Below are 26,082 nucleotides of genomic sequence, written 5' to 3'. Positions count from 1 at the left end.
CTGACGGAAGGGAAGGATCGTTCGCCGCATGGGTCGCATTCATGGCATCTACTGTTCAGTGGAGACGATGGTGGGTAACACGGGTAAAAAGCCTTGAAAGGATACGCCGCGCACCCGGGCGAATCCACCCACGCAGCGCCCGCCCGACCATGCTGCAGCGCATGTTCGGGGCTCGTCGTCAGCCTTGGTACAGCTGGCGCGACAAGCCGGTGTGCACCGCCTCCATCGATGCGCGACGTCCACGCCGCTGGACAGCATCGCGGCCACCGCACGCGGTTCTGCGTCGCGCATGAAGGCGCCGGTGGACGCCGCTGCGCTGTCCACGGTTTGAAACAGCTGTCAATGACTGGATTCGCGCCCCGGATAAAATGTAAACTCGCCGGTATAGTCTTGCAGGCAAAGCGCTACGCATGGCGCTTCTCGCCGTGTCGGCGGGTTCGAAACGCGGGCCGACAGGCCCGCAACCTTTGACACAGGACATGTGACGCAAGATGCGGTATCTCGTTCCTGACGACATCGCAGCGCGCGTCGGCACCCCCTCCCCCGTTCAAGCCAGTTCTGGAGCTTCCATGAATTCCTCGTTGTTGCGCACGCCATTGTTGTGCCTGGGCCTGCTGGCGTTGACCGCCTGCGGCAAGGGCAAGGAACAGGGTCCGCCGCAGATGCCGCCTCCCGACGTGGGCGTGATCAAGGTCCAGCCGCAGACCTCGCCACTGACCCGCGACCTGGTCGGGCGCCTGTCCGCCTATCGCAGCGCCGATGTCCGCGCCCGCGTGGCCGGCGTGCTGCTCAAGCGCACGTATGAGGAAGGCACCAACGTCAAGCAGGGGCAACTGCTGTTTCAGATCGATCCCGCACCGCTGAAGGCTTCGCTGAGCGCGGCCCAGGCGTCACTGGCCCAGGCGCAGGCCACCTGGACCAACAACAAGGTCACCGCGCGGCGGGTGCGCGAACTGGCGCCGAAGGGCTATGTGTCGAAGTCCGACCTGGACAACGCGCTGGCCGCCGAACGCAGCGCCGCCGCCGCGGTGCAGGCAGCCCGGGCCAACGTCGAGACGGCCCGCATCAACCTCGGCTACGCCAACGTGACCTCGCCGATCGATGGCCGCGCCGGCCAGCAGCAGGTCACCGAAGGCGCCCTGGTCGGCAACGGCGAGGCCACCTTGCTCACCACCGTCGACCAGATGGACCCGCTGTACGTGAACTTCACCATGGGCGTCGACTCGCTGGAACAGATGCGCCGCGCACAGAGCAGCGGCAACGTCACCCTGGCCGATCCGAACAAGGCCAGCGTGAAGATCACCCTGCCCGACGGCAGCGACTATCCCGAACCCGGCGTACTGGATTTCTCCGACACCACGGTCAACCCGTCCACCGGTTCGGTCAACCTGCGCGCCAAGGTGGCCAATCCGAAGCGCAGCCTGCTGCCCGGCATGTACGTGACGCTGAAGGCGAACCTGGGCCAGCAGCACAAGGTGTTCCTGGTGCCGCAACAGGCCGTGCAGCGCGACACCGTGGGCGCCTACGTGATGACCGTCGATGCCGATGGCAAGGTCGTGCGCAAGGACGTCAGCACCGCCGACATGGTCGACGGCAACTGGGTCATCAATGATGGCCTCGCCGCCGGCGACCAGGTGGTGGTGTCGGGCATCCAGAACGTGAAGGCGGGTGCGCCGGCCAAGGCCAGCCCGTGGAAACCCGCCAGCTCGTCATCGAGCCAGCCGCCAGCCGCGCACAGCGGCAAGTAACGGAGCCGGACGATGCCGAGTTTCTTCATTGACCGCCCGATCTTCGCCTGGGTGGTGGCGATCCTGATTTCCCTGGGTGGCGTGCTGGCCATCCTCAACCTGGGCGTGGAGTCGTATCCGACGATCGCGCCGCCCTCGGTGACGGTCAGCGCGACCTACCCCGGCGCCAGCGCCGAAACCACCGAGAAAACCGTCACCCAGGTGATCGAGCAGCAGCTGACCGGCATCGACCACCTGCTGTACTTCAACTCCTCGTCCAGCGCCAGCGGCCGCGCCAGCATCACGCTGACCTTCGAGTCCGGCACCGATCCGGACATCGCCCAGGTTCAGGTGCAGAACAAGGTGGCGCTGGCCACGCCGCGACTGCCGTCCGAAGTGACCCAGCAGGGCGTGGTGGTGGCCAAGGCCAACGCCGGCTTCCTGATGGTGGTCGCGCTGACCTCGGACAACAAGAACATCGACCGCGACCGTCTCAACGACATCGTCGGCTCGCAGGTGCTCGACCAGATCTCGCGCGTGCCCGGCGTCGGCAGCACCCAGCAGTTCGGTTCCGAATACGCCATGCGGATCTGGCTGAACCCCGACAAGCTGCACGGTTACGGTCTGTCCGCCACCCAGGTGCTGGCGGCGATCAAGGCGCAGAACGTGCAGTTCGCGGCCGGTTCGCTGGGCGCGGACCCGGCCCTGCCGGGCCACGGCTTCACCGCCACGGTATCCACCGAGGGGCGCTTCACCACGCCCGAACAGTTCGCCGACATCATCCTGCGTGCCGATCCCGACGGCACCACGGTCAAGCTGGGCGACGTGGCGCGGATCAGCTTCGGTCCCGGCGGTTACGGCTTCGACACGCAGTACCAGGGCAAGCCGATCGGTGCGTTCGCGATCCAGCTGCTGCCCGGCGCCAACGCGCTCAACGTGGCCACCGCGGTGCGCGGCAAGATGGACGAGCTGGCGCCGAGCTTCCCTCAGGGCGTGACCTGGTTCAGCCCGTACGACAGCACCGCCTTCGTCACCATCTCGATCAACGAGGTGGTGCACACGCTGGTCGAGGCGATCATCCTGGTGTTCCTGGTGATGCTGCTGTTCCTGCAGAACATCCGCGCCACCATCATCCCGACCCTGGTGATCCCGGTGGCCCTGCTGGGCACCTTCCTGGGCATGCTGGTGCTCGGCTTCAGCATCAACCAGCTGACCCTGTTCGGCATGGTGCTGGCGATCGGCATCGTGGTGGACGACGCGATCGTGGTGATCGAGAACGTCGAGCGCATCATGACCGAGGAAGGCCTGTCGCCGAAGGATGCGACGCGCAAGGCGATGGGCCAGATCACCGGCGCGGTGGTGGCGATCACCGTGGTGCTGGCTGCCGTGTTCGTGCCCTCGTCGTTGCAGCCGGGCGCGTCGGGCATCATCTACAAGCAGTTCGCGCTGACCATCGCTGTGTCGATGGGCTTCTCGGCCTTCCTCGCGCTGTCGTTCACGCCGGCGCTGTGCGCCAGCTTCCTGCAACCGGAACACCACAAGAAGAAGAACGTCGTCTTCCGCAAGTTCAACGAGTTGTTCGACTGGACCACGCACACCTACACCGGCCACATCGGCGGCGCCGTGCGCCACGCGCCACGCTGGATGCTGGTGTTCGTGCTGCTGGCCGTGCTGGGCGGCTTCCTGTACACGCGCCTGCCCGGCAGCTTCCTGCCCGAGGAGGACCAGGGCTACGCGCTGTCGGTGATCCAGCTGCCACCGGGCGCCACCAAGCAGCGCACCTCGGCGGTGATGGCGCAGATGCGCGAGATCCTCAACAAGGACCCGGCCGTCGAGGGCGTGCTGCAGGTCACCGGCTTCAGCTTCATCGGTTCGGGCGAGAACGCCGGCATGGCCTTCATCAAGCTCAAGGACTGGGCCAAGCGCGACGACACGGCGGCCGAGTTCATCCAGCGTGCCAACGGCTCCATGCAGCAGATCCACGACGCGCGGATCTTCGTGGCCAACATTCCGACGGTGCAGGGACTGGGCCAGTTCGGCGGCTTCGACATGTACCTGCAGGACCGCGGCGGCGCCGGTCGCGAGGCGCTGACCCAGGCCCGCAACATGCTGCTGGGCAAGGCCAGCCAGGACAAGGCGCTGGTCGGCGTGCGCCCCAATGCACTGGAAGACTCGCCGCAGCTGCACCTGGACGTGGACCGCGTGCAGGCGCAGTCGATGGGCTTGCAGGTCGGTGACATCTACAACGCGATCGGCCTGATGCTGGCGCCGGTCTACGTCAACGACTTCACCTACGGCGGCCGCATCAAGCGGGTGATCATGCAGGCTGACGCGCCTTATCGCATGGGCCCGGAGGCACTGCAGCACATCTTCACCCCGAGCACGCTGGGTGCCGCCGGCGCCGCGCCGGAGATGATCCCGCTGTCCACCGTGGTGCACAGCCAATGGCAGGTGTCTTCGCCCTCGCTGACCCGCTACAACGGCTATTCGGCGGTGGAGATCGTCGGCTCGCCGGCGCCGGGACACGCCTCGGGCGAAGCCATGAGCGAGATGGAGCGGATCGTCAACAACGATCTTCCCAAGGGCTTCGGCTTCGACTGGACCGGCCAGTCCTACCAGGAAATCCTGTCCGGCAACGCGGCCACCCTGCTGATGCTGCTGTCGATCGTGATCGTGTTCCTGGCCTTGGCGGCGTTGTACGAGAGCTGGTCAATCCCGGTGTCGGTGATGCTGGTAGTGCCGCTGGGCCTGCTCGGTGCGGTGGTGTTCTCGCTGCTGCGCGGGCTGCCCGACGACATCTACTTCAAGATCGGCCTGATCACGGTGATCGGCCTGGCCGCCAAGAACGCGATCCTGATCGTGGAGTTCGCGGTGGCCGAGCAGAAAGCCGGACGCACCCTGCGCGAGGCCACCGTCGACGCGGCCCGCCTGCGCCTGCGGCCGATCCTGATGACCTCGCTGGCCTTCATCCTGGGCGTGTTCCCGCTGTTCATCTCCAGCGGCGCCGGGGCCAATGCCCGCCATGCGATCGGCACCGGCGTGATCGGCGGCATGCTGTTCGCCACCTTCCTCGGCGTCTTGCTGATCCCGGTGTTCTACGTGGTGGTGCGCCGCCTGCTGGGCGACAAGCTGGACGGCGACACGCCAGCCGCCGTGCGCAGCGGCAATGGCATGCAGTCGTTCGATTCGGATCCCCGTCGCGGACACTGATGACCGGAAACGGCGAGCAATAACCCCTCGCCCCACACGCTCCAAACAGAAACGCCCCGGTATCAGCCGGGGCGTTTCTGTTTCTATCAGAAGCGAGGAACGTCGATCAGCCGGACCGCATCGGGTGGCACCGCTCTTCCCGACTCCCGACTCCCGACTCCCGACTCCCGACTCCCGACCTCCCGACCTCCCGACCTCCCGACTCCTGACCGGCTTCAGCGCAAGCCGGTCTCCGCCCGCGCGATCACCATGCGCTGGATCTCGCTGGTGCCTTCGTAGATCTCGGTGATCTTTGCATCGCGGAAGTAGCGTTCCAACGGCATCTCCTTCGAGTAACCCATGCCGCCATGGATCTGCACCGCCTGGTGGCTGATCCACATCGCCGCCTCGGAGGCGACCAGCTTGGCCACCGCGGCCTCGGTGCCGAAGCGTCCGCCATTCTTTTCCGCCTCGCCCTTGGTCCAGGCCGCACGCAGGGTCAGCAGGGTCGCCGCGTCGAGCTTGCACTTCATGTCGGCGATCTTGGACTGGGTCATCTGGAACGTGCCGATCGGCGCGCCGAACGCCTTGCGGTCGCGCGACCACTGCAAGGTGGCCTCATACGCCGCGCGGCAGATGCCCACCGCCTGCGAGGCAATGCCGATGCGGCCGGCATCGAGCACGCCCATCGCGATCGAGAAGCCCTTGCCTTCCTCGCCGAGCAGGTTCTCCTTCGGCAGCACGTAATCGGTGAACTCGATCTCGCAGGTGGCCGAGGCGCGGATGCCCAGCTTGGGTTCGGTCTTGCCGGCGTGGAAGCCGGGCAGCTGCGTGTCGACGATGAAGGCCGACACGCCCTTGGCGCCGATGCCGGGCGTGCTGATCGCGAACAGCACGATGTAGCGCGCCACCGGGCCGGAGGTGATCCAGCTCTTCTTGCCGTTGATCACCCAGTCGCCGTTGGCGTTCTTCGTGGCGCGCGTGTGCATCGCCGAAGCGTCGGAGCCGGACTGCGGCTCGGTCAGCGCATAGGCGCCGATCGCCTCGCCGGTGGCGATCGCCCGCACGTACTTCTGCTTCTGCTCCTCGTTGCCGTGCTTGAGGATGCCGTTGCAGAACAGCGAATTGTTCACCGACATGATGGTCGAGGTGGCGGCGTCGGCCGCGGCGATCTCGATCATCGCCAGCACGTAGGCCACCGGGTCCATGCCGGCGCCGCCGTACTCCGCGGGCACCTCGATGCCCATCAGGCCGAGCTGGCCCATCTCGCGGATGTTCTCCAGCGGGAACTCGCCCTTCGCGTCGAGCTCGGCGGCCACCGGTGCGATGCGCCTCGAAGCAAAATCACGGGCGATCGACTGGATCGACAACTGGTCTTCGGTAAAGCTGAAATCCATGAGGAGCTCCGGCAACGGGGAAAGCCGGACATTTTAGCCGGGATGGCCGGTGGCGGGACGTGCGAGGTGGCAACGACCTCGCGCACCGGCGCTTGACGCTTGCCCGAACGGGGCCTAGCCTACACATCTTTGTATCGCGATACAGGGATGATTATGGATCTGGCAACCGCTTCAAGCGTGCTGCGCCTGCTTGCCGACCCCACCCGGGTCCGCCTGCTCGCCTTGCTTGAAAACGAGGAACTCACGGTGGCCGAACTGGCGGCCGTGCTGCACCTGGCCCAGCCGCGCGTGTCGACCCATCTGGCCAAGCTGAAGGAGGCCGGGCTGGTGCGCGATCGTCGCGCCGGCGTCTCCGCCTATTATCGCGCCAACAACGAAGGCGACGAGGCGCAGCATGACCTGCTCGCCTCGCTGCGCGCCAGCATCGACGACGCCCTGCTGCGCGAAGATGCCGCCCGCCTGCCCGGCGTGCTGGCCAACCGCGCCCGCGAGGAAGGCTGGGCCGACACCGTGGCCGGCGACATGGAGCGCCATTACTCGCCCGGCCGCACCTGGGAAACCCTCGCCCGTTCGTTGCTGCAGTTGCTGGGCACCGGTGACGTGCTGGACATCGCTTCCGGCGACGGCATCACCGCGGAATTGCTGGCGCCCCACGCGCACTCCATCGTCTGCGTGGATTCCAGCGAGCGGGTGGTCGAGGCCGCCGCGAAGCGATTGCAGGCCTTCACCAACGTGCGCGTGATCCAGGGCGACATGCACGCGCTGGAGCTGGGCGACCAGCGCTTCGACCTGGTGCTGATGCTGCACGCGCTGACCTATGCCGAACACCCGGCCAGGGCGGTGGCCGAGGCTGCGCGCCTGCTGCGCCCGGGCGGCCGCCTGCTTGCTGTCACCCTGGGCAAGCACGACCACGGCAAGGCGGTCGAACCGTTCGACCACCGCAACCTCGGCTTCAGCAGCGACCAGCTGGACGGCTATGCCCGGGCCGCCAGGCTCGACGTGCTGAGCTGCAACAGGCTCAGCCGCGAGCGCAAGGCGCCGCATTTCGAAGTGATCAGCCTGCTCGCGCGCAAGCCCGCCTGAACCTGCAAGGAAGTTCGATGAGCACCCTCCCCTGGCTCCACCCCGAACGCGTCGCCTTGCTGGAGCATGCACTGCGCCAGCGCATCCTGATCCTCGACGGCGGCATGGGCACCATGCTGCAGGCCCACGAGCTGGACGAAAGCGGCTTCCGCGGCGAACGCTTCGAACACGGACACGATGGCCACGCGCACGACCACGCCGGCAGCTGCGACCTCAAGGGCAACAACGACCTGCTCACGCTGACCCGGCCGGACATCATCCGCGGCGTGCACGACGCGTATCTCGAAGCCGGCGCCGACCTGATCGAAACCAATACCTTCAACTCCACCCGGATCAGCCAGGCCGACTATCACCTGCAGCACCTGGCGCACGAATTGAATCTCGAAGGCGCCAGGCTGGCCCGCGCCGCCTGCGATGCGATGAGCGCGAAAACCCCCGACAAGCCGCGCTTCGTGATCGGCGTACTCGGCCCCACCAGCCGCACCGCCTCGCTGTCCCCCGACGTCAACGACCCCGGCTTCCGCAACGTCACCTTCGAGGAACTGGCGACGAACTACACCGAGTCCGCCCATGGCCTGATCGACGGCGGCGCCGACGTGATCATGGTCGAGACGATCTTCGACACGCTGAACGCGAAAGCCGCGCTGTTCGCCCTCGCCGAACTGTTCCACCAGCGCGGTGCCCGCGTGCCGGTGATGATCTCCGGCACCATCACCGACCGCTCCGGCCGCACGCTCTCGGGCCAGACCGCCGAAGCGTTCTACTACTCGGTGCGCCACGCCCGCCCGCTATCGGTGGGCTTCAACTGCGCACTGGGCGCCGAAGACCTGCGCCCGCACGTGCAGACCCTGGCCAACCTCGCCGAAAGCTGCGTCAGCACGCACCCGAATGCCGGCCTGCCCAATGCGTTCGGCGAGTACGACGAGACGCCCGAACACATGGCCGGCGTGATCGGCGGCTTCGCCCGCGACGGCCTGCTGAACCTGGTCGGCGGTTGTTGCGGCACCACGCCGGCGCATATCAGGGCGATCGCCGAAGCGGTGCGCGATTACGCGCCGCGGGCATTGCCTGCGCGTGACGCGGAAGCGGCATGAGCACGCACCGACTGACATTCCATTTATATCCCGGCGTCATTCCCGCGAAAGCGGGAATCCATGTTGCTGTTGAGGCGATCAAGATGGATTCCCGCTTTCGCGGGAATGACGAGCAAAAGAGCAACAAGGCAACAGCAACCCCATGAGCACTCCCCGCCACACCCGCCTGTCCGGCCTCGAACCACTGGTTGTCACCCCCGACCTGCTGTTCATCAACGTGGGCGAGCGCACCAACGTCACCGGCTCGGCGCAGTTCAAGAAGCTGATCAAGGAAGACCGCTACGACGAGGCCGTCGAAGTCGCCCGCCAGCAGGTCGCCAACGGCGCCCAGGTGATCGACATCAACATGGACGAGGGCCTGATCGATTCCGAGGCGGCGATGACCCGTTTCGTCAACCTGATCTCGTCCGAACCGGACATCGCCCGCGTGCCGTTCATGATCGACTCGTCGAAGTGGACGGTGATCGAGGCCGGCCTGCGCTGCCTGCAGGGCAAGGGCATCGTCAACTCGATCTCGATGAAGGAAGGCGAGGCGGCGTTCCTCGAACAGGCGCGCAAGGTGCGCCAGTACGGCGCCGCCGCGGTGGTGATGGCGTTCGACGAACAGGGCCAGGCCGACACCATCGAGCGCAAGGTGGAGATCTGTTCGCGCGCCCATGAGCTGCTCACCAGGGAACTCGACTTTCCGCCCGAAGACATCATCTTCGACCCCAACATCTTCGCCATCGCCACCGGCATCGAGGAACACAACAACTACGCGGTGGACTTCATCGAGGCCACCCGCGAACTGAAGAAGCACTTTCCCGACTGCCACGTGTCCGGCGGCGTCTCCAACGTGTCGTTCTCGTTCCGCGGCAACAACATCGTGCGCGAGGCGATCCATTCGGTGTTCCTGTACCACGCGATCCGCGCCGGCATGGACATGGGCATCGTCAATGCCGGCGCACTGACCATCATGGACGACATCGACCCGCCGCTGCGCGAGCGCGTCGAGGACGTGGTGCTGAACCGCCGCGAGGACGCCACCGAGCGCCTGCTGGAGATCGCCGACAACTACAAGGGCAAGCGCGGCGCCGCCGAGGTCGAGACGCTGGCCTGGCGCGAGCACGACGTGCGGGCCCGGCTCAGCCACGCACTGGTGCACGGCATCGACCAGTACGTGGTCGAGGACACCGAGGAGGCGCGCCAGCTGTCCACGCGCCCGCTCGACGTGATCGAGGGCCCGCTGATGGACGGCATGAACGTGGTCGGCGACCTGTTCGGCGCCGGCAAGATGTTCCTGCCCCAGGTGGTGAAATCCGCCCGCGTGATGAAGAAGGCGGTGGCCTATCTGCTGCCCTACATCGAGGCCGAGAAGGAGCGCACCGGCGACACCGGCAAGAACAACGGCAAGATCGTGATGGCCACGGTCAAGGGCGACGTGCACGACATCGGCAAGAACATCGTCGGCGTGGTGCTCCGCTGCAACAACTTCGAGGTGATCGACCTCGGCGTGATGGTGCCGGCGCAGAAGATCCTCGAAACCGCGATCGCCGAGAACGCCGACATGATCGGCCTGTCCGGCCTGATCACGCCGTCGCTGGAAGAGATGAGCCAGGTCGCGCGCGAGATGCAGCGGCAGGACTTCCACATCCCGCTGCTGATCGGCGGCGCCACCACTTCGCGCGCGCACACCGCGCTGAAGATCGAGCCGCACTACAAGGCGGGGTGCGTCTGGGTGAAGGATGCCTCGCGCGCGGTCGGCGTGGCGCAGTCGCTGGTCAGCAAGGAACTGGTCGACGACTTCCTGGCGAAGGTGCGCGCCGACTACGCCGACGTGCGCGAACGCCATCGCAACCGCGGTCCCGGCAAGAAGCTGGTGTCGCTGGAACAGGCCCGCGCGCAGCGCTTCCGTTGCGACTGGGCCCACTACGACCCGCCGCAGCCGGCCAGCCCCGGCATCACCGTGTTCGACGACTACGACCTGTCGATGATCCGCCCGTACATCGACTGGACCCCGTTCTTCCAGGCCTGGGAACTGGCCGGCCACTATCCGGCCATCCTCACCGACGAAGTCGTCGGCAAGCAGGCCAGCGAGCTGTTCCGTGACGCCCAGGCCATGCTGGACAGGATCATCGCCGAGAAGTGGCTGACCGCCCGCGCGGTGATCGGCCTGTGGCCCGCCGCCAACGTCGGCGACGACGTCGAGGTCTACACCGACGCTGCCCGTACACAGCCGTTGGCCATGCTGCGCAGCCTGCGCCAGCAGGCGGACAAGCCGCCCGAGCGCCCCAACCTCTGTCTCGCCGATTTCATCGCGCCGAAGGACTTCGGCAAACCCGACTGGATCGGCGGCTTTGCCGTGACCGCCAGCATCGGCATCGAGGAGCACCTCAACCGTTTCCTGGCCGACTACGACGACTATTCCTCGATCATCCTCAAGGCCCTGGCCGATCGGCTCGCCGAAGCATTCGCCGAACACATGCACGAGCGCGTGCGCCGGGAATTCTGGGGGTTCGTGCCCGACGAAGCGCTCGACAACGACGCGCTGATCGCCGAGAAATACCGGGGCATCCGCCCCGCACCCGGCTACCCGGCCTGCCCCGACCACACCGAGAAAACCACGCTGTTCGAGCTGCTCGACGTCACCAGGAACACCGGCATCGAACTGACCGAGGGCTTCTCGATGTATCCGGCCGCCGCCGTGTCCGGCTGGTACTACTCGCACCCGGACAGCCAGTATTTCGTGGTCGGCCGGCTCGGCAGGGATCAGGTCGAGGACTATGCGAAGCGCAAGGGCTGGAGCCTGGCCGAGGCCGAGCGCTGGCTCGCCTCCAACCTCGACTACGACCCGGAGTGACTCACGCGGTCGCGTCGTCGGTCAGGCTGTGCCTGCGGTGGCGCAGATGCACGATGAGGTTGTAGACCGAGACGAAAACCGGGAAGAAATTCGAGATGATGCCCACCGAGTCGTTCTTGCCCAGGGTGAAGTACGCCAGCAGCAGCACGCTGCCGCATACCGACAGCCACCAGAACGCCAGCGGCATCACCACGCGCTTGTACTTGCGCGTGTAGTAGAGCTGCACGAACCAGCGGCTGGTGAACAGCAGGGTTCCGGCGAAACCGACCATCTTCCACGGCGTCAGCTCGAACTGCTGCAGCGCATGGAGGATGTGATCGAAATGAGGGCTGGAAAGAAGCACGGCGGCGCGCCTGGGCGGAAGACAGGGGCGCAAGTCTAGCAAGGCCGCCACAGCGCTCCGTGACCGTCGCGACGGCCGCCGCTGCAAAAGGCATTGACCCGCCCCGCGACTATCCCTAAAATTGCGCGTTCTCGGCGGGCGATTAGCTCAGCGGTAGAGCACTGCCTTCACACGGCAGGTGTCGCAAGTTCGATCCTTGCATCGCCCACCATCGTTACAGGAAACCGGCCCCCGTGGCCGGTTTCGTCGTTTAGGCACCTCGACTGGGCCACCAAAGCACAGCGTGCGTGCAGCGACGGGCAGTTCATGCGGCAGGTGTCGCACAACGATCCCTGCATCGCCCACCGCCTCCCGATGGATCCGAAGCGATCCCCAGGGAGGTTTCTCTCGTTTGCGCGGGAGACCGCGAAGTGACCATGCCGCGGCACGGATCACGGCGACAGCCGCGGCCCCGGCAGCATGTAAACTGGCGGTTTTCTCAAGCGAAACGCATGGTGCAAGCTCCTCAACGGCCCCCGGTCCATGGCCCGACGTTCATTCGCCTGCTGGCGAGCCTGGTGGACGCCGACGTACCGCCCTCCCCGCCTTCGCTCGCCGACCATCTGGGCCGGTGGCTGGACTGGAGCCACGCGATTGCCCTGTCCACCGCACTCGACGGCAAGCCTGCCCCGGCCGAACCCGCCACGCACGACTGCGGCAGCGAGGAGGACGAATGCGCCCGGATACGCCGCTCGCTGGCCGGCGCCATCGTCGGCGACCCCAAGCCGACCAGCCCGTCGCGGCGCGCCGGTGGCCAGGCCGGGCAAGCCGATGCGCCGGAAGCCGTCGACTATCCGATGTTCCGTCAGCACCACCTGTCCCTGCAGCGGTCGATGCAGGCCGCCACCGGTGAACTGCGCAGCCGCCTGCGCGACACGCTGGCCGGGAAGTCGGTCGCAATGACGCGACTGGCTGCCGTGGACGCCGCCATGGAAGCGGCGCTGAGCCCGCGCGAGCAGTCGCTGCTGGCCCACGTGCCCGACCTGCTCGGGCAACACTTCGAGCGCCTGCACCAGGCTGCATCGGCGAGGGTCGCATCGACGTCACCCGACGCCTGGCTGGAGGTCTTCCGCCGGGACCGGCAGAGCGTGCTGCTCGCCGAACTGGATGTTCGTTTTCAACCCGTCGAAGGCCTGCTTGCAGCCCTTCGCACCTGCTAACCGGGAAGTCATGTTCAGAAATTTTCTCCATCTCGCCGTGTTCGGCGCGGGCCTCGCCGTCGTCTGCTGGATCGGCGCCGGCTACCTTGGCAGCAATCCGGCAGGCGCCGCGGTCGCAGCGCTGATTGCCGCGTGTTACCTGGCCGGCGCACTGGAACTGCTTCGCTATCGGCAGGCCACCTCGACCCTGACGCGCGCGGTCAGCGGGCTGTCCGCCGCGCCGGAGCGCTTGACCGACTGGCTCGCGGAGCTGCACCCGGGTCTGCGCAACGCCACGCGCCTGCGCATCGAAGGCGGACGCGTGGCCTTGCCAGTGCCGGTGCTGACCCCGTACCTGGTCGGCCTGCTGGTGCTGCTGGGCATGCTCGGCACCTTGCTGGGCATGATGGCGACACTGCGCGGCACCGGCATGGCGCTGGAAAGCGCCACCGACCTGCAGGCCATCCGCGAGTCGCTGGCCGCACCGGTCAAGGGCCTGGGCTTTGCGTTCGGCACCTCGATCGCCGGCGTGGCGAGTTCGGCGATGCTGGGCCTGCTTTCCGCGTTGTGCCGGCACGAGCGCCTGCAGGCAGTGCAAGCGCTGGACACGAAGATCGCCACGACCCTGCGCGTCCATTCGCAGAGCCACCAGCGCGAAGCCTCGTTCCAGTTGCTGCAGCAACAGACCGAACTGATGCCGGCGCTGGTCGATCGCCTGCAGGCGATGATGACGGCCATCGAGCAACAGGGACTTGCCGCCAGCGAGCGCCAGCTGGCCAGCCAGCAAAGCTTCAACGCCGCCGCCGAGGCGACCCACACACGCCTGGCCCTTGCCATCGAGGCCGCCATGCAGGACAGCGTGGCGGCGAACGCGAGGGCCGTAGGCGCCGCGCTGCAGCCCGCGATGGAAGCCACGATGGCGGGCCTGGCGCGCGAAACCGCCACGCTGCATGACAGCGTGAGCCGGGCCGTGCAGCAGCAGCTGGACGGCGTATCGAGCGGGCTGGCCGCCAGCACCCATGCGCTGGCGGAACGCTGGCGCGATGCGCTGGACGCGCAGCGCCAGTCGAACGATGCGCTGAACGAGGAGCTGCACCGCACGCTGGAGCGCTTCGCCGACACCTTCGAACACCGCTCGGCCCGCCTGGTCGAAAGCGTCTCTGCGCGACTGGACGCCACCGCGGACAGCACGGCCGCAGCGTGGAACACGGCGCTGTCGGCGCAGCAGGCCACCAACGAGAACCTGATCGCACGGAACCAGCAGGCCATGAGCGGGGCGGCGGCGAGCTTCGAGGAGCACGCGACGTCGCTGGTGCGCGTCGTGCAGCAGTCGCACGCCGACCTGCAGACGGCCCTGGAACAACGGGACAGCGCACGCCTGGCACAGTGGGCCGAGCAGCTCGCGGCGATGACCGCCACCCTGGGCCGGCAATGGGAGCTTGCAGGCGAGCAGACCGCCAGCCGCCAGCAGCAGATCTGCGACACCCTGGCCAGCACCGCGCAGGACATCTCGGCGCAGACCCGCGCCCACGCCAGCGACACCATCGCCGAGATTTCCCGGCTGGTGCAGGCGGCCTCCGAGGCGCCTCGCGCCGCAGCCGAAGTGGTTGCCGAGCTGCGCCAGAAACTGTCCGACAGCATGGTCCGCGACAACGCCATGCTGGAGGAACGCAGCCGCCTGCTGGCCACGCTGGACACCTTGCTCGACGCCGTGAACCACGCCTCCACCGAGCAGCGCACAGCCGTCGATGCACTGGTGGCCACCTCGGCGGATCTGCTGGAACGGGTCAGCAGCCGCTTCACCGAGCACGTGGAAAACGAAACCGGCAAGCTCGGCGCAGTAGCCGTCCAGGTCAGCAGCAGCGCGACCGAAGTGGCCAGCCTGGGCGAAGTGCTCACCGGGGCGGTGCACAGCTTCGGCATGGCCAACGACATGTTGATGGATCGCCTGCTTGGCATCCAGGCGGCGCTGGACAAGTCGCTGGAACGCAGTGACGAACAACTGGCCTACTACGTGGCGCAAGCCAGGGAAGTCATCGACCTCAGCATGCTGTCGCAGAAGCAGATCATCGGCGAGATGCAGCAGCTCGCCGCCAGCACCGGGGCCGAAACTGCATGAGCGGGGAGACCGATGGCATCGAGGACACGGGCGCGCCGATCTGGGCCGCCTTCGGCGACCTGATGTCGGTGTTGCTCGGCGTGTTCGTGCTGATCCTGGTGGGCGTGATCGGCATGCAGCTGCAGCTGTCCAGCAAGCTTCAGGAGGAAGTGCGTCAGCGCCAGATCGAGGCGCAGCGCCGCATCACGCTGGAGCAGGCGCTGGCCGTGCCGCTGGCCGCCGGTCGGGTCACCCTGGTCAACGGACGCATCGGCATCCGCGGCAGCGTGCTGTTCGCGCTGAACTCCGACCAGTTGCAACCCGCGGGGCGCGACCTGCTGAAGAGCCTGGCCGCGCCGCTGGCCGCGTATCTCGCTTCGCGCGATGAAATCCTGATGGTCAGCGGCTTCACCGACGACCGCCCGATCAGCGACGGCAACCGCCAGTTCGCCGACAACTGGGAGCTGTCCGCTCAGCGCGCCCTGACCGTGACGCGCGCCCTGATCGCCGATGGCCTGCCGGCCTCTGCCGTGTTTGCCGCCGCGTTCGGCGCACAGCAGCCGGTGAGTCCGAATGTCGACGAGGACGGACGGGCGCGCAACCGGCGCGTGGAGATGTCGCCGATCCCGAAGCAGCCGGCCCCGCCCCGTGACTGAGTCCTGCTCGCGAACCCGGGCGATGCTCGACGCGTGGCGCGAGCGGCAGGCCGATCGGCTGGACCCCGTCCGCTTCCAGCTCATCGACGCGCTGGAGCGGCACGCGGCACATCGGCAGGGCACGGCGCGCCGCATGCTGGACGAACGGTTGGCCCGTCTGGTCGAGGCCTATGCGAACGAGGTCGAGCGTTCGACCGGCGCACTCGATGACGCCGCGACACCAGCCCGGCCCTCCGGGGCTGGTGCACTGGGCCGGCTGGTCGAGGAAATCGCCGCGGTTCGTGCCGACTCCGCCTTCACCGGAAAAGCGCCCGCGCCGGCCGCCCTGCCCGTGCTCGAATCACTGGGCGAATTCAGGAGCCTGTGGACGCACGTGCGCGCCCGCAGCCAGTTGCGGCAATCGCTCGAGCAGGTGCCGGCCAACGCCGGCCCGCTCAATTCCGGCAGCCTGGTGCACCGTTCGCTCACCCTCATGCGCGAACTCTCGCCCGGTTATCTCCAGCATTTCCTGGCCTACCTCGACGCCTTGTCGTGGATGGAGCAGATGAAGGAAGCCGGTGCGTTCGGAGCACCGCAGAGCGCGCGCGCCAGCGGCAGCAGGAAACGCGTCCGCGGCAAGCGCGCGGACTGACGCGCGCCGACGCAAACCCACTCAACCGCCTTCCCGCTCCAGCACGTGTTCGACCAGCAACGCGAGGAAGGTCTCGCGCCGGCGACGATAGACCGGGTCCAGCGGACCGGCCAGGGCTGCCTCGTGCATCGCCTGATGACTCGCATTCAGCGCCGTGCCCAGGTTCGCACCGTGCAGGTACTCGCCCGGATCGCAGTCCCCCTCGGCATGCCTTGCCCAGAACGCCGGCTCCGGCGGCAGCGCCACGAACTGTTCTTCCCAGCGCAACTCGCCGGCCAGTGCGCCGAGCCCGGTTCGCGGCCCGCCCCGGCGCGGCGGATGCCGATGGCCGACCAGCCAGTTCGCCAGCGCATCGGCCGGCATCGGGCGGGCCAGCGCATAACCCTGGCCGAAATCCGCGCCCAGGATCGCGGCGGCCTCGAACAGGTCGGCGGACTCCAGCCCCTCCACCACCACCTCCAGTTGCAGGTCGTGCCCGATGCGGATCAGCTGACGGATGAAGCGCAAGGTGCCCAGCGGGTCCTGCCGCGCCTGCAGCACGATGGCCTGGTCGATCTTGATGCGGTCGAACGGCCACTGGCGCAGACGGATCAGCGAACTGTAGCCGGCGCCCAGGTCGTCCTCGACCAGGCGTATGCCCAGCGCCCGCAGCGATTGCATGCCGGGGCCGTGCAGTACCACGTCATGTTCGGTGCCGATCGGCGACTCGAGTATTTCCAGCAGCAATGAAGGCGGCGGACAGCTGCTGCCGGACAGCAGGCCGGACAGCACCCCGGCGTAGCGCACATCCTCCAGCGCGGCCGCGGGTACATTCACCGACATGTCCAGCGGGTGGCCGGCCTGCAGCAGGGCTTCGCGGCAGGCCAGCGCCTGCCGCACGCCCTGGCCGAACAGCGCCAGCAGATCGTCGGCGCCCAGCGCGGGAAGAAAGCGCGCCGGCGACAGCAGTTCGCCGCTGTCGTCGCGCAGGCGCGCCAGCGCCTCGAACTCGCTGATCGAGCCATCGGCCAGGCGGATCAGCGGCTGGTAGTGCATCTGCAATGCGTCGGTCGCGACCCGCGCGCGCCAGCGCTCGCGCACGAAGAACGGCAACAGCTCGGTGCCCTGCCTCGGCGGCGCCAGGCGCGCCAGCGCGAGGTCGAGCACGCTCTTGATCTGGCCCACGAAGGCTTGCTGGTCCTCGCCCTGGAAACCGCCGGCATACGGGCTGTACAGGGTAAGCAGTACGGCCGGCGTCGCCGGCACCGGCGACAGCGGAATCGCCACGTTGGAAACCACCCCCAGGCTCAGCGCGATGTCGCGCCATCCGAGCATCGATGGATCGCTGCCGTAATGCGTGCAGCGCTGGATGGTCGCACTGCGCCAGGCCCGGCCGCTGGGCCCCTCGCCGTCCTGGCTGCCGGCCTGCACCCGGATCGGCATGGCCTTGCCGGTGCCCAGCGCGTGCAGGTATTCGGCAAACGCCACGCCGGCCACCGCCTCGTAGGTCAGTTCACCCGATGTGTCGGGGCGGCCCACTGCGCAGGCGGCGATTTCCCGATGCGACACCAGCGCATCGACCACGCCCTGGATCAGCTCGAGATAGTTTTCGGCCGACCACGCCAGCGCATTGACCCGGGCCAGCAGGGCCACCCGGCGACGCTGCAGCTCGCGCATGCTCTCCAGCTGCCATTGGCGCTCCATGCCAAGGCGCTGCAACAGGATGGCCAGGGCGCGGCGATCGTTCGGTCCGCTGCCGCCCAGCTGCACCGCCAGGATGTCGCGCAACTGTTCGATCGCCTCCAGCAGCCACACCTCTTCCAGCCCGCAACCGGCGTGGAACAGACCGGTCCGGCTGGCCCGCGTTCGGTGGGTGTCCATGTCCAGGTCCGGGCGCAACAGGAATTGCAGGTGCTGCAGGACACGTATCTTCAAGATTTCCAGGTCGGCCGCCGGCAACACGTCGAGCAGCCTGGCGATGCCTTCGTGCAGGCCCAATCCGGCGTGGAACTGCTCCACCACCGCCGGCAACTGGCGTTCCCAGGTTTCCCGGCAGGCCTGCAGCAGAATGCCGGCGTGATCGCCATAAGGCGAGGCGACTACATCCAGCTCGACCGTGTGATCCCGCTGGCCTTCGGGCAAGGCCATGCCCCACCAGCGCGAACGGCTGCGCTTGCGCGCCTTGACCTGGTACATCGCCTGGTCGGCGCGCCGCAGCAGTTGTTCGCCGGTGGCGATCGTCTGGCTGGAATACATCGCGATGCCCAGGCTGGCGCCGACCGAAAATACCGCATCGTCGATCCGTATCGCCCGGCGCAGCGCCGCGTCGACGCGTCCGAGCAATTCGTCCAGCTCGGACTCGTCCTCCAGATCACCGAACACCAGCACGAATTCGTCGCCGCCCAGGCGCGCTGCATAATCGCTGGCGCGCAGCACCTGCTGGAACCGGTTGGCGACCTCGACCAGGATGCGATCGCCCACCGCGTGGCCGCGAAGATCATTGATCGGTTTCAGGTCATCCAGGTCGAGCAGGCCCACGGCGACCTGGCGGGACTGCCGGCGGGCCTGCGCCAGCACCTTGTCGAGGTACTGATCCAGCGCGCGCCGGTTGGGCAGCCCGGTGAGGTCGTCATGCAGCGCCAGGTAGGTCTGCCGCTGCTGCTCCTGCAGCAGCGCATCGCGCTGGGCATGCTGCTTCAAGGCCAGCCCGGCGGCTTCGGCTATTTCGTCCAGCAGACGGCACATCTCGTCGTCGAACGCATCCGGCTCGACGGTGGCCACGGCAAATACGCCGACCGGCGCCCGATTTGCCGTCGTATCGTTCGGTGCGGAAAACAGCGGCCAGCAACCCAGCGCCCCGGCGCGCGCCGACAGTCCCTCGTAGACGTCGCCTTCGGCTGGAGCCACGCCCAGCCGCCGGATCACCGGCGTGCCCTGCATGAAGGCCAGCGTGGGTGCCGGCACCGCGCCGGCGTCCGTGCGCATCGGTGGCAACGGCAAGGCCAGCATGGCCTCGGCAAGCGGTCCGACCAGAGCCACCCGGCGCAACAGGCCGTCGTCACCGTCGGCGGCGAACACGTCGACCGCGGCGGCACCGGCGATTCCGGCCAGCGCCTGCGCCAGCGTGCGGTAGACCGCTTCGGGGTCGGGCTGCTCCAGCAGCGCGCGCTGGATCGTGCGCTGCGCGTCGCGGTAGCGGCTCATCCGCAGGCTGCGCTGCAGCAGCAGGTGGTGGTCCCAGAAACGGGCCAGCTCATCGACCAGCCGTTGCTCCCAGTCGAGCAGTTCACCGCTCAGGCTCGGGCCACCATCGGCGGAATAGGCCACCAGCACCAGCTGGCCCTGGTCGCGTGTCCTCGATGCAGCCGCGATGCAGGAGCCGAAGCCCCAGGGTTGTGCCGCCTCGCGCCACGGCTGGAATTCCGGTGCATCGATCGGCGTGGTGCGGGCCTGTTCCTGCCGCAGCACGATGCCTACCGGGCCACGACCACCCGGCATGGAGGCATCCGCGCTGAGCTTGAGCGCCGTCGCGTAAGCCGCCGCCGGGCCGGCCGCTGCCAGCACCTGGACGGCATCGCCGACCGGCTCGCGCCGGCCGATCCAGACCAGCGGCAGATCCATGGTCGAGGCCAGGATGCCGGCGATGGTCTGCATGACCCCTTCGCGATCGCGATCGGGCTGGGCATGCAGCAACGCGAGGGTCTCGGCCACGCTCCGGTAGAAGCGTTCCCTGAGTTCGGCGCGGGCCTGTTCCTGGTTGTTCATCCGTTCGCCAGTGTCCGGTACGCGTGGACGATGCTTCCCCTTGCGGCCTACTTCAGCACGCCCGCAGGCAGGAATCCATCATGACGTGCAGTGGGCTGGGAACAAGGGCGATGCCGCCGGCTCACGGCGGCAGTTCGTCCGCACACCGGCGGGCGCGGCCAAGCATCAGCTCGCGTTCGCGCCGGTTCATGGTCAGCGCAGCCGCCTGCTCGAACGCTTCCCGCGCCGCCTCGCGACGGCCGAGTCGTTCGAGCAGATCGCCCCGCACGGCCTGCAACAGGTGGTACTTCTGCAGGCTCGGCTCGTCGACCAGCCCATCCGCCAGCGCCAACCCGGCGGCGGCGCCCGCCGCCATGCCCACCGCCACCGCCCGGTTGAGCTCGACGACGGGCGACGGCGCCACTTCGGCCAGCGTCGAGTACAGGCCAGCGATGCCATCCCAATCCGTCTGCTCGCTGGATGAGGCGCGCGCGTGACACGCGGCAATCGCCGCCTGCAGTGCGTACGGGCCATCGGCCCCGCCCAGCCTGCCGGCCTGCTCCAGCGCAGCCAGTCCGCGGCGGATCTGCAGGTGATCCCACAGGCGGCGATCCTGTTCGAGCAGCAAAATCGGTTCGCCCTGCGCATCCACCCGCGCGGCGGAGCGCGACGCCTGGATTTCCATCAGCGCGAGCAACCCGTGCACCTCCGCTTCGCGCGGCATCAGGCCGGTCAGCACGCGCCCGAGCCGCAGCGCGTCCTCGCACAAGGCAGGTCGCATCCAGTCACCGCCGGCGGTGGCCGAGTAGCCTTCGTTGAAGATCAGGTAGATCACCCCGAGCACGGCGGACAGGCGTTCGTGCAGCTCGTCGCCCCTTGGCACCTCGTAGGCCACCTCGGCCCTGGCCAGGCTGCGCTTGGCCCGCACGATGCGCTGCGCGATGGTGGGCTCGGGAATCAGGAAGGCGCGCGCGATCTCCTCGGTGCTGAGGCCGCCGAGCAGGCGCAGGGTCAGCGCCACGCGGGCCTCCATCGACAACAGCGGGTGACAGGCCACGAAGATCAGCCGCAGCAGGTCATCGCCGAACGGATCATCCAGCGCCGCCTCCGCCGCCGCGTGGGCGTGCTCCTGCTCGTGCTCCAGCTCATGCACCAGCTGCGCATGCTTGCGCTCCAGCAGCTTGCTGCGACGCAGGCGGTCGATCGCGCGGTGTTTGGCCGTGGTCATCAGCCAGGCACCGGGGTTCTCCGGCACACCGCTGCGCGGCCACTGCTCCAGCGCCGTCACCAGGGCATCCTGCGCCAGCTCCTCGGCCAGCCCCACGTCACGCAGCATGCGGGTCAATCCCGCGATCAACCGCGCGGACTCGCTTCGCCACACGGTATCGATGGCGCGATGGGTATCAGTCTGGCTCATGGCCGTCGATCAAAGCATTGCCACGACGCCAGCGCAACACACATCGCCATGCATAGGAGCGCGCCCCTGTGCGCGATCCTTTCCTGTCACGTCACGATGAGCCCGCGCACAAGCTGCGCTCCTGCGCATCGGCACGCCCAGGCCCCGTAGGGTGGACACCGTCCGCCAGCACTGGCAATAACGATCGCGACGAAAGCAGCGGCTCGCGCCCGATCCGCCAGCTCGAAAAGGAGGCGACGACGCAAAAAGAAACCGGCCTTCCGCTGTTTGCAACGGAAGGCCGACGTCTTGAATCACTATCGAGTTGTGCCACGCGCGGCTATGCACGCGTCGCGTTCCCCGTCACCAGCATGAGCCCGGATCGGTGCCGCCGGCATCGCGCTCACCCTTCTGATTCAGTGACAGCTTGCCGCATTTCGTGTCCCCGGTGGCCTGCACGCCCTGCGGATCTGCCGTCAACACATAAGCAGAAACGGTCAGCGACGCCGCGGGCAGATCGTAGCTGTAGAAGCGCCCAGTCTGCGAATTGCCGGCGCAGCTCAGGCTGGCCAATGCCAATGTATTGGCCGTGCCCGCACTGTCCTTGTTGTAACGAAGATTGGTCGTGTAATACCGCTCCATGTAATTCGCATACTCCGACAGGCAACCCTCGGCCGCCACGCGCCGGGTCTTGGTCACGTACTTGCTGTAGATCGGCCATGCGATCGCCGCGAGGATGGCGATGATCACCACGGTGATCATCAGCTCCATCAGGGTGAAGCCGCCAATGCGACGCGATCCAGCCCGGCCTCGGGTCGTTGGAGACCCGAGGTTCGAGAAACAACTGTTTTGATTCGAGAGCGATTTCATCATTCAGTCCTTTACTGGGCGATCAGCTCTCGCCAGGAGACGCGCTGGATTTGTCCGGTCGAGCTCGAGGTCTTCTTGCTGGCGGTCGTGCCGTTATCGAAACTGACCAGCATGGTGCTGCCGACGAAGATCGGGTTGTTCGGCAGCGAACTGTAGCCGACGCCTGCCACTGGCGTGCCGTTGATCGAGTCGGACGAATCCACCTTGCCGTCGTTATTGACATCGAAGAACGGACCATCCGGATTGGTGCCCGTGAACGGATCGATCGACATGATCCAGCCACGACCGGAAGGATTGCACGGGTCACTTGCCTTGGGAATTCGTGTGGTGCCCAGCAACAGGTTGCCCTGGAACTGGTTGGGAGTGACCATCCGCTCACCCTCCGCGCCGTTGACCGGCGAAGTCAGGTCCATGTACCAGCCAGACTTCCCTTCGATCGACGTCCCGGCGGCCGTAGCCTGGGCAAGTGTGGTCTCGGTGCGTCCATCGCCGACTTCAGCGGTGATGCTGCGCTTCGCCAGATCGTCTGCACGCGTCATGTCGGAGGTGACCGCCAGACCGTCGGTGCCCGACTGTACGATCAACCCGTACCAGCTCTGCGTGCTGACATCGGCAAGATCGCCCGTGGTCAGATATCGACCCGTGCCGAAGAACACCCAAGTGTTGCCGGTGGCCGGGTCCTTGCCTGCCAGCATGCCGCCGGTGATCGGCTGGGCCTTGCCATCCTTGTCTTTGGCGGTGAACAGCTTGACGCCAGCGCTGGTAGGCGTGGCGGTGCTGCTGGTGCCGGCGCTGGTATTGATCGCGAACGACCACAGGTTGCCGTTGGCGTCGCCTGCGTAGGCCACCGTGCTGACGCCATTGCCAGAGGGATCCATCCATACGGCCGGAGCAGCGAGGCCACTGGTATCGGTGGTGGCGTGTACGTGCAAGGTGCCGTCAGCCAGATCGAACTGCAGCAGCGCCGATTTTCCCGCAGCACTGTTGTAGCCGTTGCCGATCAATACCGCCCAGGTGCCGTTGGCGCTCTGCGCGATCACCGGCTTGCCGACCATCTGGCCAATGTAGTTGCTGTCGGTCTTGCCATCGGCCGCCGAACGCTCCCACAGGAACTTCACGTCGGCGGGATCGGTGACATCCAGCGCATAGACCGTCTTGGCCACGCCGCGACCGGTGGTACCCACCAGCACGGTCTTCCAGCCCGGCGTGCTGCCGATATAGGCATCGCCTACGGTCAACTCGCCATCGTTGAAGAAGCCATGCGCCACCGAACCGCCGTAATCGACGCTGGCCAGGGCGCTGATGCCGGAAGTGATCACCGCGCCTGGGAGGTAGGCGAAATTCTCCGCGCCTGTGCTCGCATTGAACGCATGCAGCATGCCGTCGTTCGACGCCACGTAGATGGCGCCCGCACGGCTGGCGTTGTTGCTCGCATAGGTCGAGAACACGTTCGAACCGGTAAATGACTCCGTGTAGAACTGGTTGGGATTGGGAGCACCCACGTAGACCGGCTGCGAATTCACGATGTCGCCGATGGCGCTGTCCCGGTTGCGGTAGCTGCCGCCGTTGGTCTGCTCGTTCGCCGAATCACCTCGCAGATAATTGATCAGGTTGCTCTCGTTGGTCGCCGTACCAGCCACCGCGCTCAGGGCGGTGTTCTGCGCCGTGGAAAGCGCAGGCAGCGTGCCATCCGAGGCGACCTTGAAAGCCACGAACTGGCTACCTGCGGCCGCGGTCGGGTTGTAGGTCTTGATATTCCGGCTGGAAGTTGCCGGCAACTTGCTGGCGGCGTTCCAGTCCGGCGTACCCGCAATGGCGCCGTCCGAGCTCACCGCCAGCGCCTTCAGGTCACCCTTCCATTTGGCCGTCCAGTAGTTGGCCTGATAGGCGACCGTACCGGTCTGCAACTGGGTGGAATTCGCCGCCAGGCTGGCGCCGGTGCCCACGCGCTCAGAAGCACGCTTCAGTGCATCCTTCAGGCCGTTGGCAAATTCGTCGGGACTCTTGGCCGAATAGAAGCCACCGTGGCCATTGACCGCAGCATGAGCCAGATCGGCGATGTTGTTCAAACTGTCGCCGGAAGGCTGGGGCCACGAAAAGTTGGTGATGGCCTTGGTGGCATCACCATTGGCCCATGCCGCTATGCGCGGAATGTCCAGAGCCGTGTCGTCGCTGGTGCTATCAGTACCTTTGCTGTCCACTGGCGAGAAACCAAGGCCAAGCGTGAAGGTCGCCATGTGTTGCCAGAACGCCTTGTCGTCGGCATTGGTCGGCACTTCGTTGGAGATGTCTGGCTGCAGATCAGCCTTCCAGTATTTCATCGCCACGTCGGCAAGGGTATCAGCGTAGTGCTTGCCGGTGGTGGTGATTTTGGTGCAAGTGCTCCGATCAGCACTGCGCGTATAACCATTATCGCAAGAAGGTTTAGCCGTGCTGCCATTACTGCTGCGGTAGCAATAATACGTCGAGTTATTTTTATCCGGCGGCATGAGCTTGTAATTGTTGCTGCATGATGCAGGTTTTGTATCGGTCACCGTGGTTCCGATACCGTCAGCAAACGGCAAGACCGACGCATAGGTCAGGGTCTGGTCATTGGGACCCGTGACCGTCGGACCGTCAGTGCCGTCGACGTCGCCGATATTGTCTGGGGTATCACCATTCCAGAAACCGTCGGTTGTCAGGATGGTGTACGACTGGCGACAGGCAAGCTGTGCACTGGCAGCGGCGGTCGTGTAGTCCGGATCGGACTCCATGCCCTTCCAGGGCTGTGCCGACTGGTAATACTGGCCCACCGCGTCCAGCGACAGACGCAGGGGCGTGCCGCTGTTTGGATTGATGTCGTTCAACCAGCTCCAGAACTTGGTCTTCTGCTTGGCGGAATAGTCGTTACCGAAGGGTGCGACCTGCGCGATCTTTCTGCTGTTGAACGTGACCGAGTCAGACGGCAATCCATCATTGTTACGGCCGTTGATCGAACCGAAGCCGACGCGGAACGTGGGATCCATCGTCGAAAACGCGCTCATCAGGCCGCTCTTCGCCATCAGCATGCGAGTGCGGTAATACGAAAACCAGTTGGCCACATTTTGTTGTGTCTTGCTGCTGTCGTCACAAACAGCCTTGCTCGCGTCGGGTAGTGCCGCACAGTCACCCGTATTGCCGACGTAATGCTGAGCATTGCCAGAACCCGTGGTGTACGTAAAGAAATTCTTGTACGTATATGTAGTTTTCGTACAGACGTTGTTGCTGTTCGGGCCGCTGTAACCCGTCTTGCAGACATAGGAAGGATTGTAATAACTGGAGTTGCCCCACCAATCTATATGTTGGCACTTTCCTTTATTAGGACTGGAGGTCCTCAACGTGTCACCATCATTGCAGCCAAGCGTAGTCGTCGTGTACGAGTCTGTATTGGCAAAAGTGAACTGCGTGTAGTAAGGCACACTTCCCGAATACTGGGTAATGTCCGTGGTACTCGTGTCACGAAACCCGTCCTTGTAGGCCCCCGTCAGGCTCGGCGAGTCGGGATAAAAGCTGCCGTCCGCCTTGGGAGGCGCTGAATAGGTAACGGAAGGGTTGTAGTACACACCATTGACCGAGGAATTGCGCACGCCATCGTTGGACGTGTCGCTCAGATATCCCCAATCAGGCATGTAGTCCCAAGCCATCGACCCCGAATCGTCCAGCATCAGCGTGACGTTCGGTGGCAGCGAGCGCTGGATGATCAGTGGCGACTGATCCACGGTGACGGCCGCCAGCGCCGGGGTGTAGACCGCACCCAGCATCCAGATCGACAGGCAGGTATACAGCAGGCGGCTGAAGAAGCCGGCGGACTTGCTGCGTGGACGGAAGGATGTGTTCATG

The 26,082-nt window shown here is 66.4% G+C and carries 16 protein-coding genes and 1 tRNA gene; 11 read left to right on the top strand and 6 right to left on the bottom strand.

Annotated features, from left to right (window positions below):
• The first annotated feature begins 569 nt into the window (after window positions 1–569).
• Window positions 570–1,748, top strand: coding sequence for an efflux RND transporter periplasmic adaptor subunit (locus tag ABNK63_RS06330; RefSeq protein WP_350016984.1), 1,179 nt, complete (start codon window positions 570–572; stop codon window positions 1,746–1,748).
• 12 nt (window positions 1,749–1,760) lie between these two features.
• Window positions 1,761–4,937, top strand: coding sequence for an efflux RND transporter permease subunit (locus ABNK63_RS06325; RefSeq protein WP_350016983.1), 3,177 nt, complete (start codon window positions 1,761–1,763; stop codon window positions 4,935–4,937).
• Window positions 4,938–5,152: 215 nt separating this feature from the next.
• On the opposite strand, the gene ABNK63_RS06320 is transcribed toward ABNK63_RS06325, so the two are convergent.
• Complete coding sequence (locus ABNK63_RS06320; RefSeq protein ID WP_350016982.1) at window positions 5,153–6,313, bottom strand: acyl-CoA dehydrogenase family protein; 1,161 nt, start codon at window positions 6,311–6,313, stop codon at window positions 5,153–5,155.
• Between the two features lie 153 nt (window positions 6,314–6,466).
• Between ABNK63_RS06320 and ABNK63_RS06315 the strand changes: the two genes are divergently transcribed.
• From ABNK63_RS06315 to metH, 4 genes are read left to right on the top strand one after another with little or no spacing between them, the layout of a single operon-like run.
• Window positions 6,467–7,396, top strand: coding sequence for a metalloregulator ArsR/SmtB family transcription factor (locus ABNK63_RS06315; RefSeq protein WP_350016981.1), 930 nt, complete (start codon window positions 6,467–6,469; stop codon window positions 7,394–7,396).
• A gap of 17 nt (window positions 7,397–7,413) precedes the next feature.
• Window positions 7,414–8,490, top strand: a complete 1,077-nt coding sequence (locus ABNK63_RS06310) for a homocysteine S-methyltransferase family protein (protein ID WP_007804878.1) — start codon at window positions 7,414–7,416, stop codon at window positions 8,488–8,490.
• Complete coding sequence (locus tag ABNK63_RS06305) at window positions 8,487–8,636, top strand: hypothetical protein (RefSeq protein WP_157581804.1); 150 nt, start codon at window positions 8,487–8,489, stop codon at window positions 8,634–8,636. Before ABNK63_RS06310 ends, ABNK63_RS06305 begins: the two co-directional genes overlap by 4 nt.
• A complete protein-coding gene (metH, locus tag ABNK63_RS06300; RefSeq protein WP_350016980.1) occupies window positions 8,633–11,329 on the top strand; it encodes a methionine synthase in 2,697 nt (898 codons plus the stop codon). The genes ABNK63_RS06305 and metH overlap by 4 nt, the downstream gene beginning before the upstream one ends.
• Before the next feature lies 1 nt (window position 11,330).
• Here the strand turns inward: metH and ABNK63_RS06295 are convergent, their stop codons facing one another.
• The gene (locus ABNK63_RS06295) at window positions 11,331–11,600 is read right to left on the bottom strand and encodes a lipid-A-disaccharide synthase N-terminal domain-containing protein (RefSeq protein WP_083845922.1); all 270 of its coding nucleotides are present in this window, start codon (window positions 11,598–11,600) and stop codon (window positions 11,331–11,333) included.
• A gap of 208 nt (window positions 11,601–11,808) precedes the next feature.
• Here ABNK63_RS06295 and ABNK63_RS06290 point away from each other — a divergent pair.
• The 5 genes from ABNK63_RS06290 to ABNK63_RS06270 all read left to right on the top strand — a co-directional run bounded on the left by ABNK63_RS06290 (window position 11,809) and on the right by ABNK63_RS06270 (window position 16,235).
• Window positions 11,809–11,883, top strand: a tRNA-Val gene (locus ABNK63_RS06290).
• Between the two features lie 280 nt (window positions 11,884–12,163).
• Window positions 12,164–12,871 carry a DUF3348 domain-containing protein gene (locus ABNK63_RS06285; protein WP_350016979.1) on the top strand — a complete coding sequence of 236 codons (708 nt, stop codon included), beginning with the start codon at window positions 12,164–12,166 and terminating at the stop codon, window positions 12,869–12,871.
• A 10-nt stretch (window positions 12,872–12,881) separates the two neighbouring features.
• A complete protein-coding gene (locus ABNK63_RS06280; RefSeq protein ID WP_350016978.1) occupies window positions 12,882–14,969 on the top strand; it encodes a DUF802 domain-containing protein in 2,088 nt (695 codons plus the stop codon).
• Window positions 14,966–15,604, top strand: coding sequence for an OmpA family protein (locus ABNK63_RS06275; protein ID WP_350016977.1), 639 nt, complete (start codon window positions 14,966–14,968; stop codon window positions 15,602–15,604). The genes ABNK63_RS06280 and ABNK63_RS06275 overlap by 4 nt, the downstream gene beginning before the upstream one ends.
• 22 nt (window positions 15,605–15,626) lie before the next feature.
• Window positions 15,627–16,235, top strand: coding sequence for a DUF2894 domain-containing protein (locus tag ABNK63_RS06270; RefSeq protein WP_350016976.1), 609 nt, complete (start codon window positions 15,627–15,629; stop codon window positions 16,233–16,235).
• A gap of 21 nt (window positions 16,236–16,256) precedes the next feature.
• On the opposite strand, the gene ABNK63_RS06265 is transcribed toward ABNK63_RS06270, so the two are convergent.
• The 4 genes from ABNK63_RS06265 to ABNK63_RS06250 form a co-directional block, all read right to left on the bottom strand.
• Window positions 16,257–19,979, bottom strand: coding sequence for a diguanylate cyclase (locus tag ABNK63_RS06265; protein WP_350016975.1), 3,723 nt, complete (start codon window positions 19,977–19,979; stop codon window positions 16,257–16,259).
• 121 nt (window positions 19,980–20,100) lie between these two features.
• A complete protein-coding gene (locus tag ABNK63_RS06260; RefSeq protein ID WP_350016974.1) occupies window positions 20,101–21,375 on the bottom strand; it encodes an RNA polymerase sigma factor in 1,275 nt (424 codons plus the stop codon).
• Between the two features lie 342 nt (window positions 21,376–21,717).
• Window positions 21,718–22,224: a type IV pilin protein gene (locus ABNK63_RS06255; protein ID WP_350016973.1), complete on the bottom strand. Its 507-nt coding sequence runs from the start codon at window positions 22,222–22,224 to the stop codon at window positions 21,718–21,720.
• Window positions 22,225–22,235: 11 nt separating this feature from the next.
• The gene (locus tag ABNK63_RS06250; protein ID WP_350016972.1) at window positions 22,236–26,081 is read right to left on the bottom strand and encodes a PilC/PilY family type IV pilus protein; all 3,846 of its coding nucleotides are present in this window, start codon (window positions 26,079–26,081) and stop codon (window positions 22,236–22,238) included.
• Between the last annotated feature and the right edge of the window lies 1 nt (window position 26,082).

The sequence above is a fragment of the Rhodanobacter sp. IGA1.0 genome (assembly GCF_040208325.1).
In the GTDB taxonomy this organism is placed as follows: Bacteria; Pseudomonadota; Gammaproteobacteria; order Xanthomonadales; family Rhodanobacteraceae; genus Rhodanobacter; species Rhodanobacter spathiphylli.
Note: the sequence above shows the minus strand (reverse complement) of the source record. Positions and strands in the feature narration are given on the sequence as shown.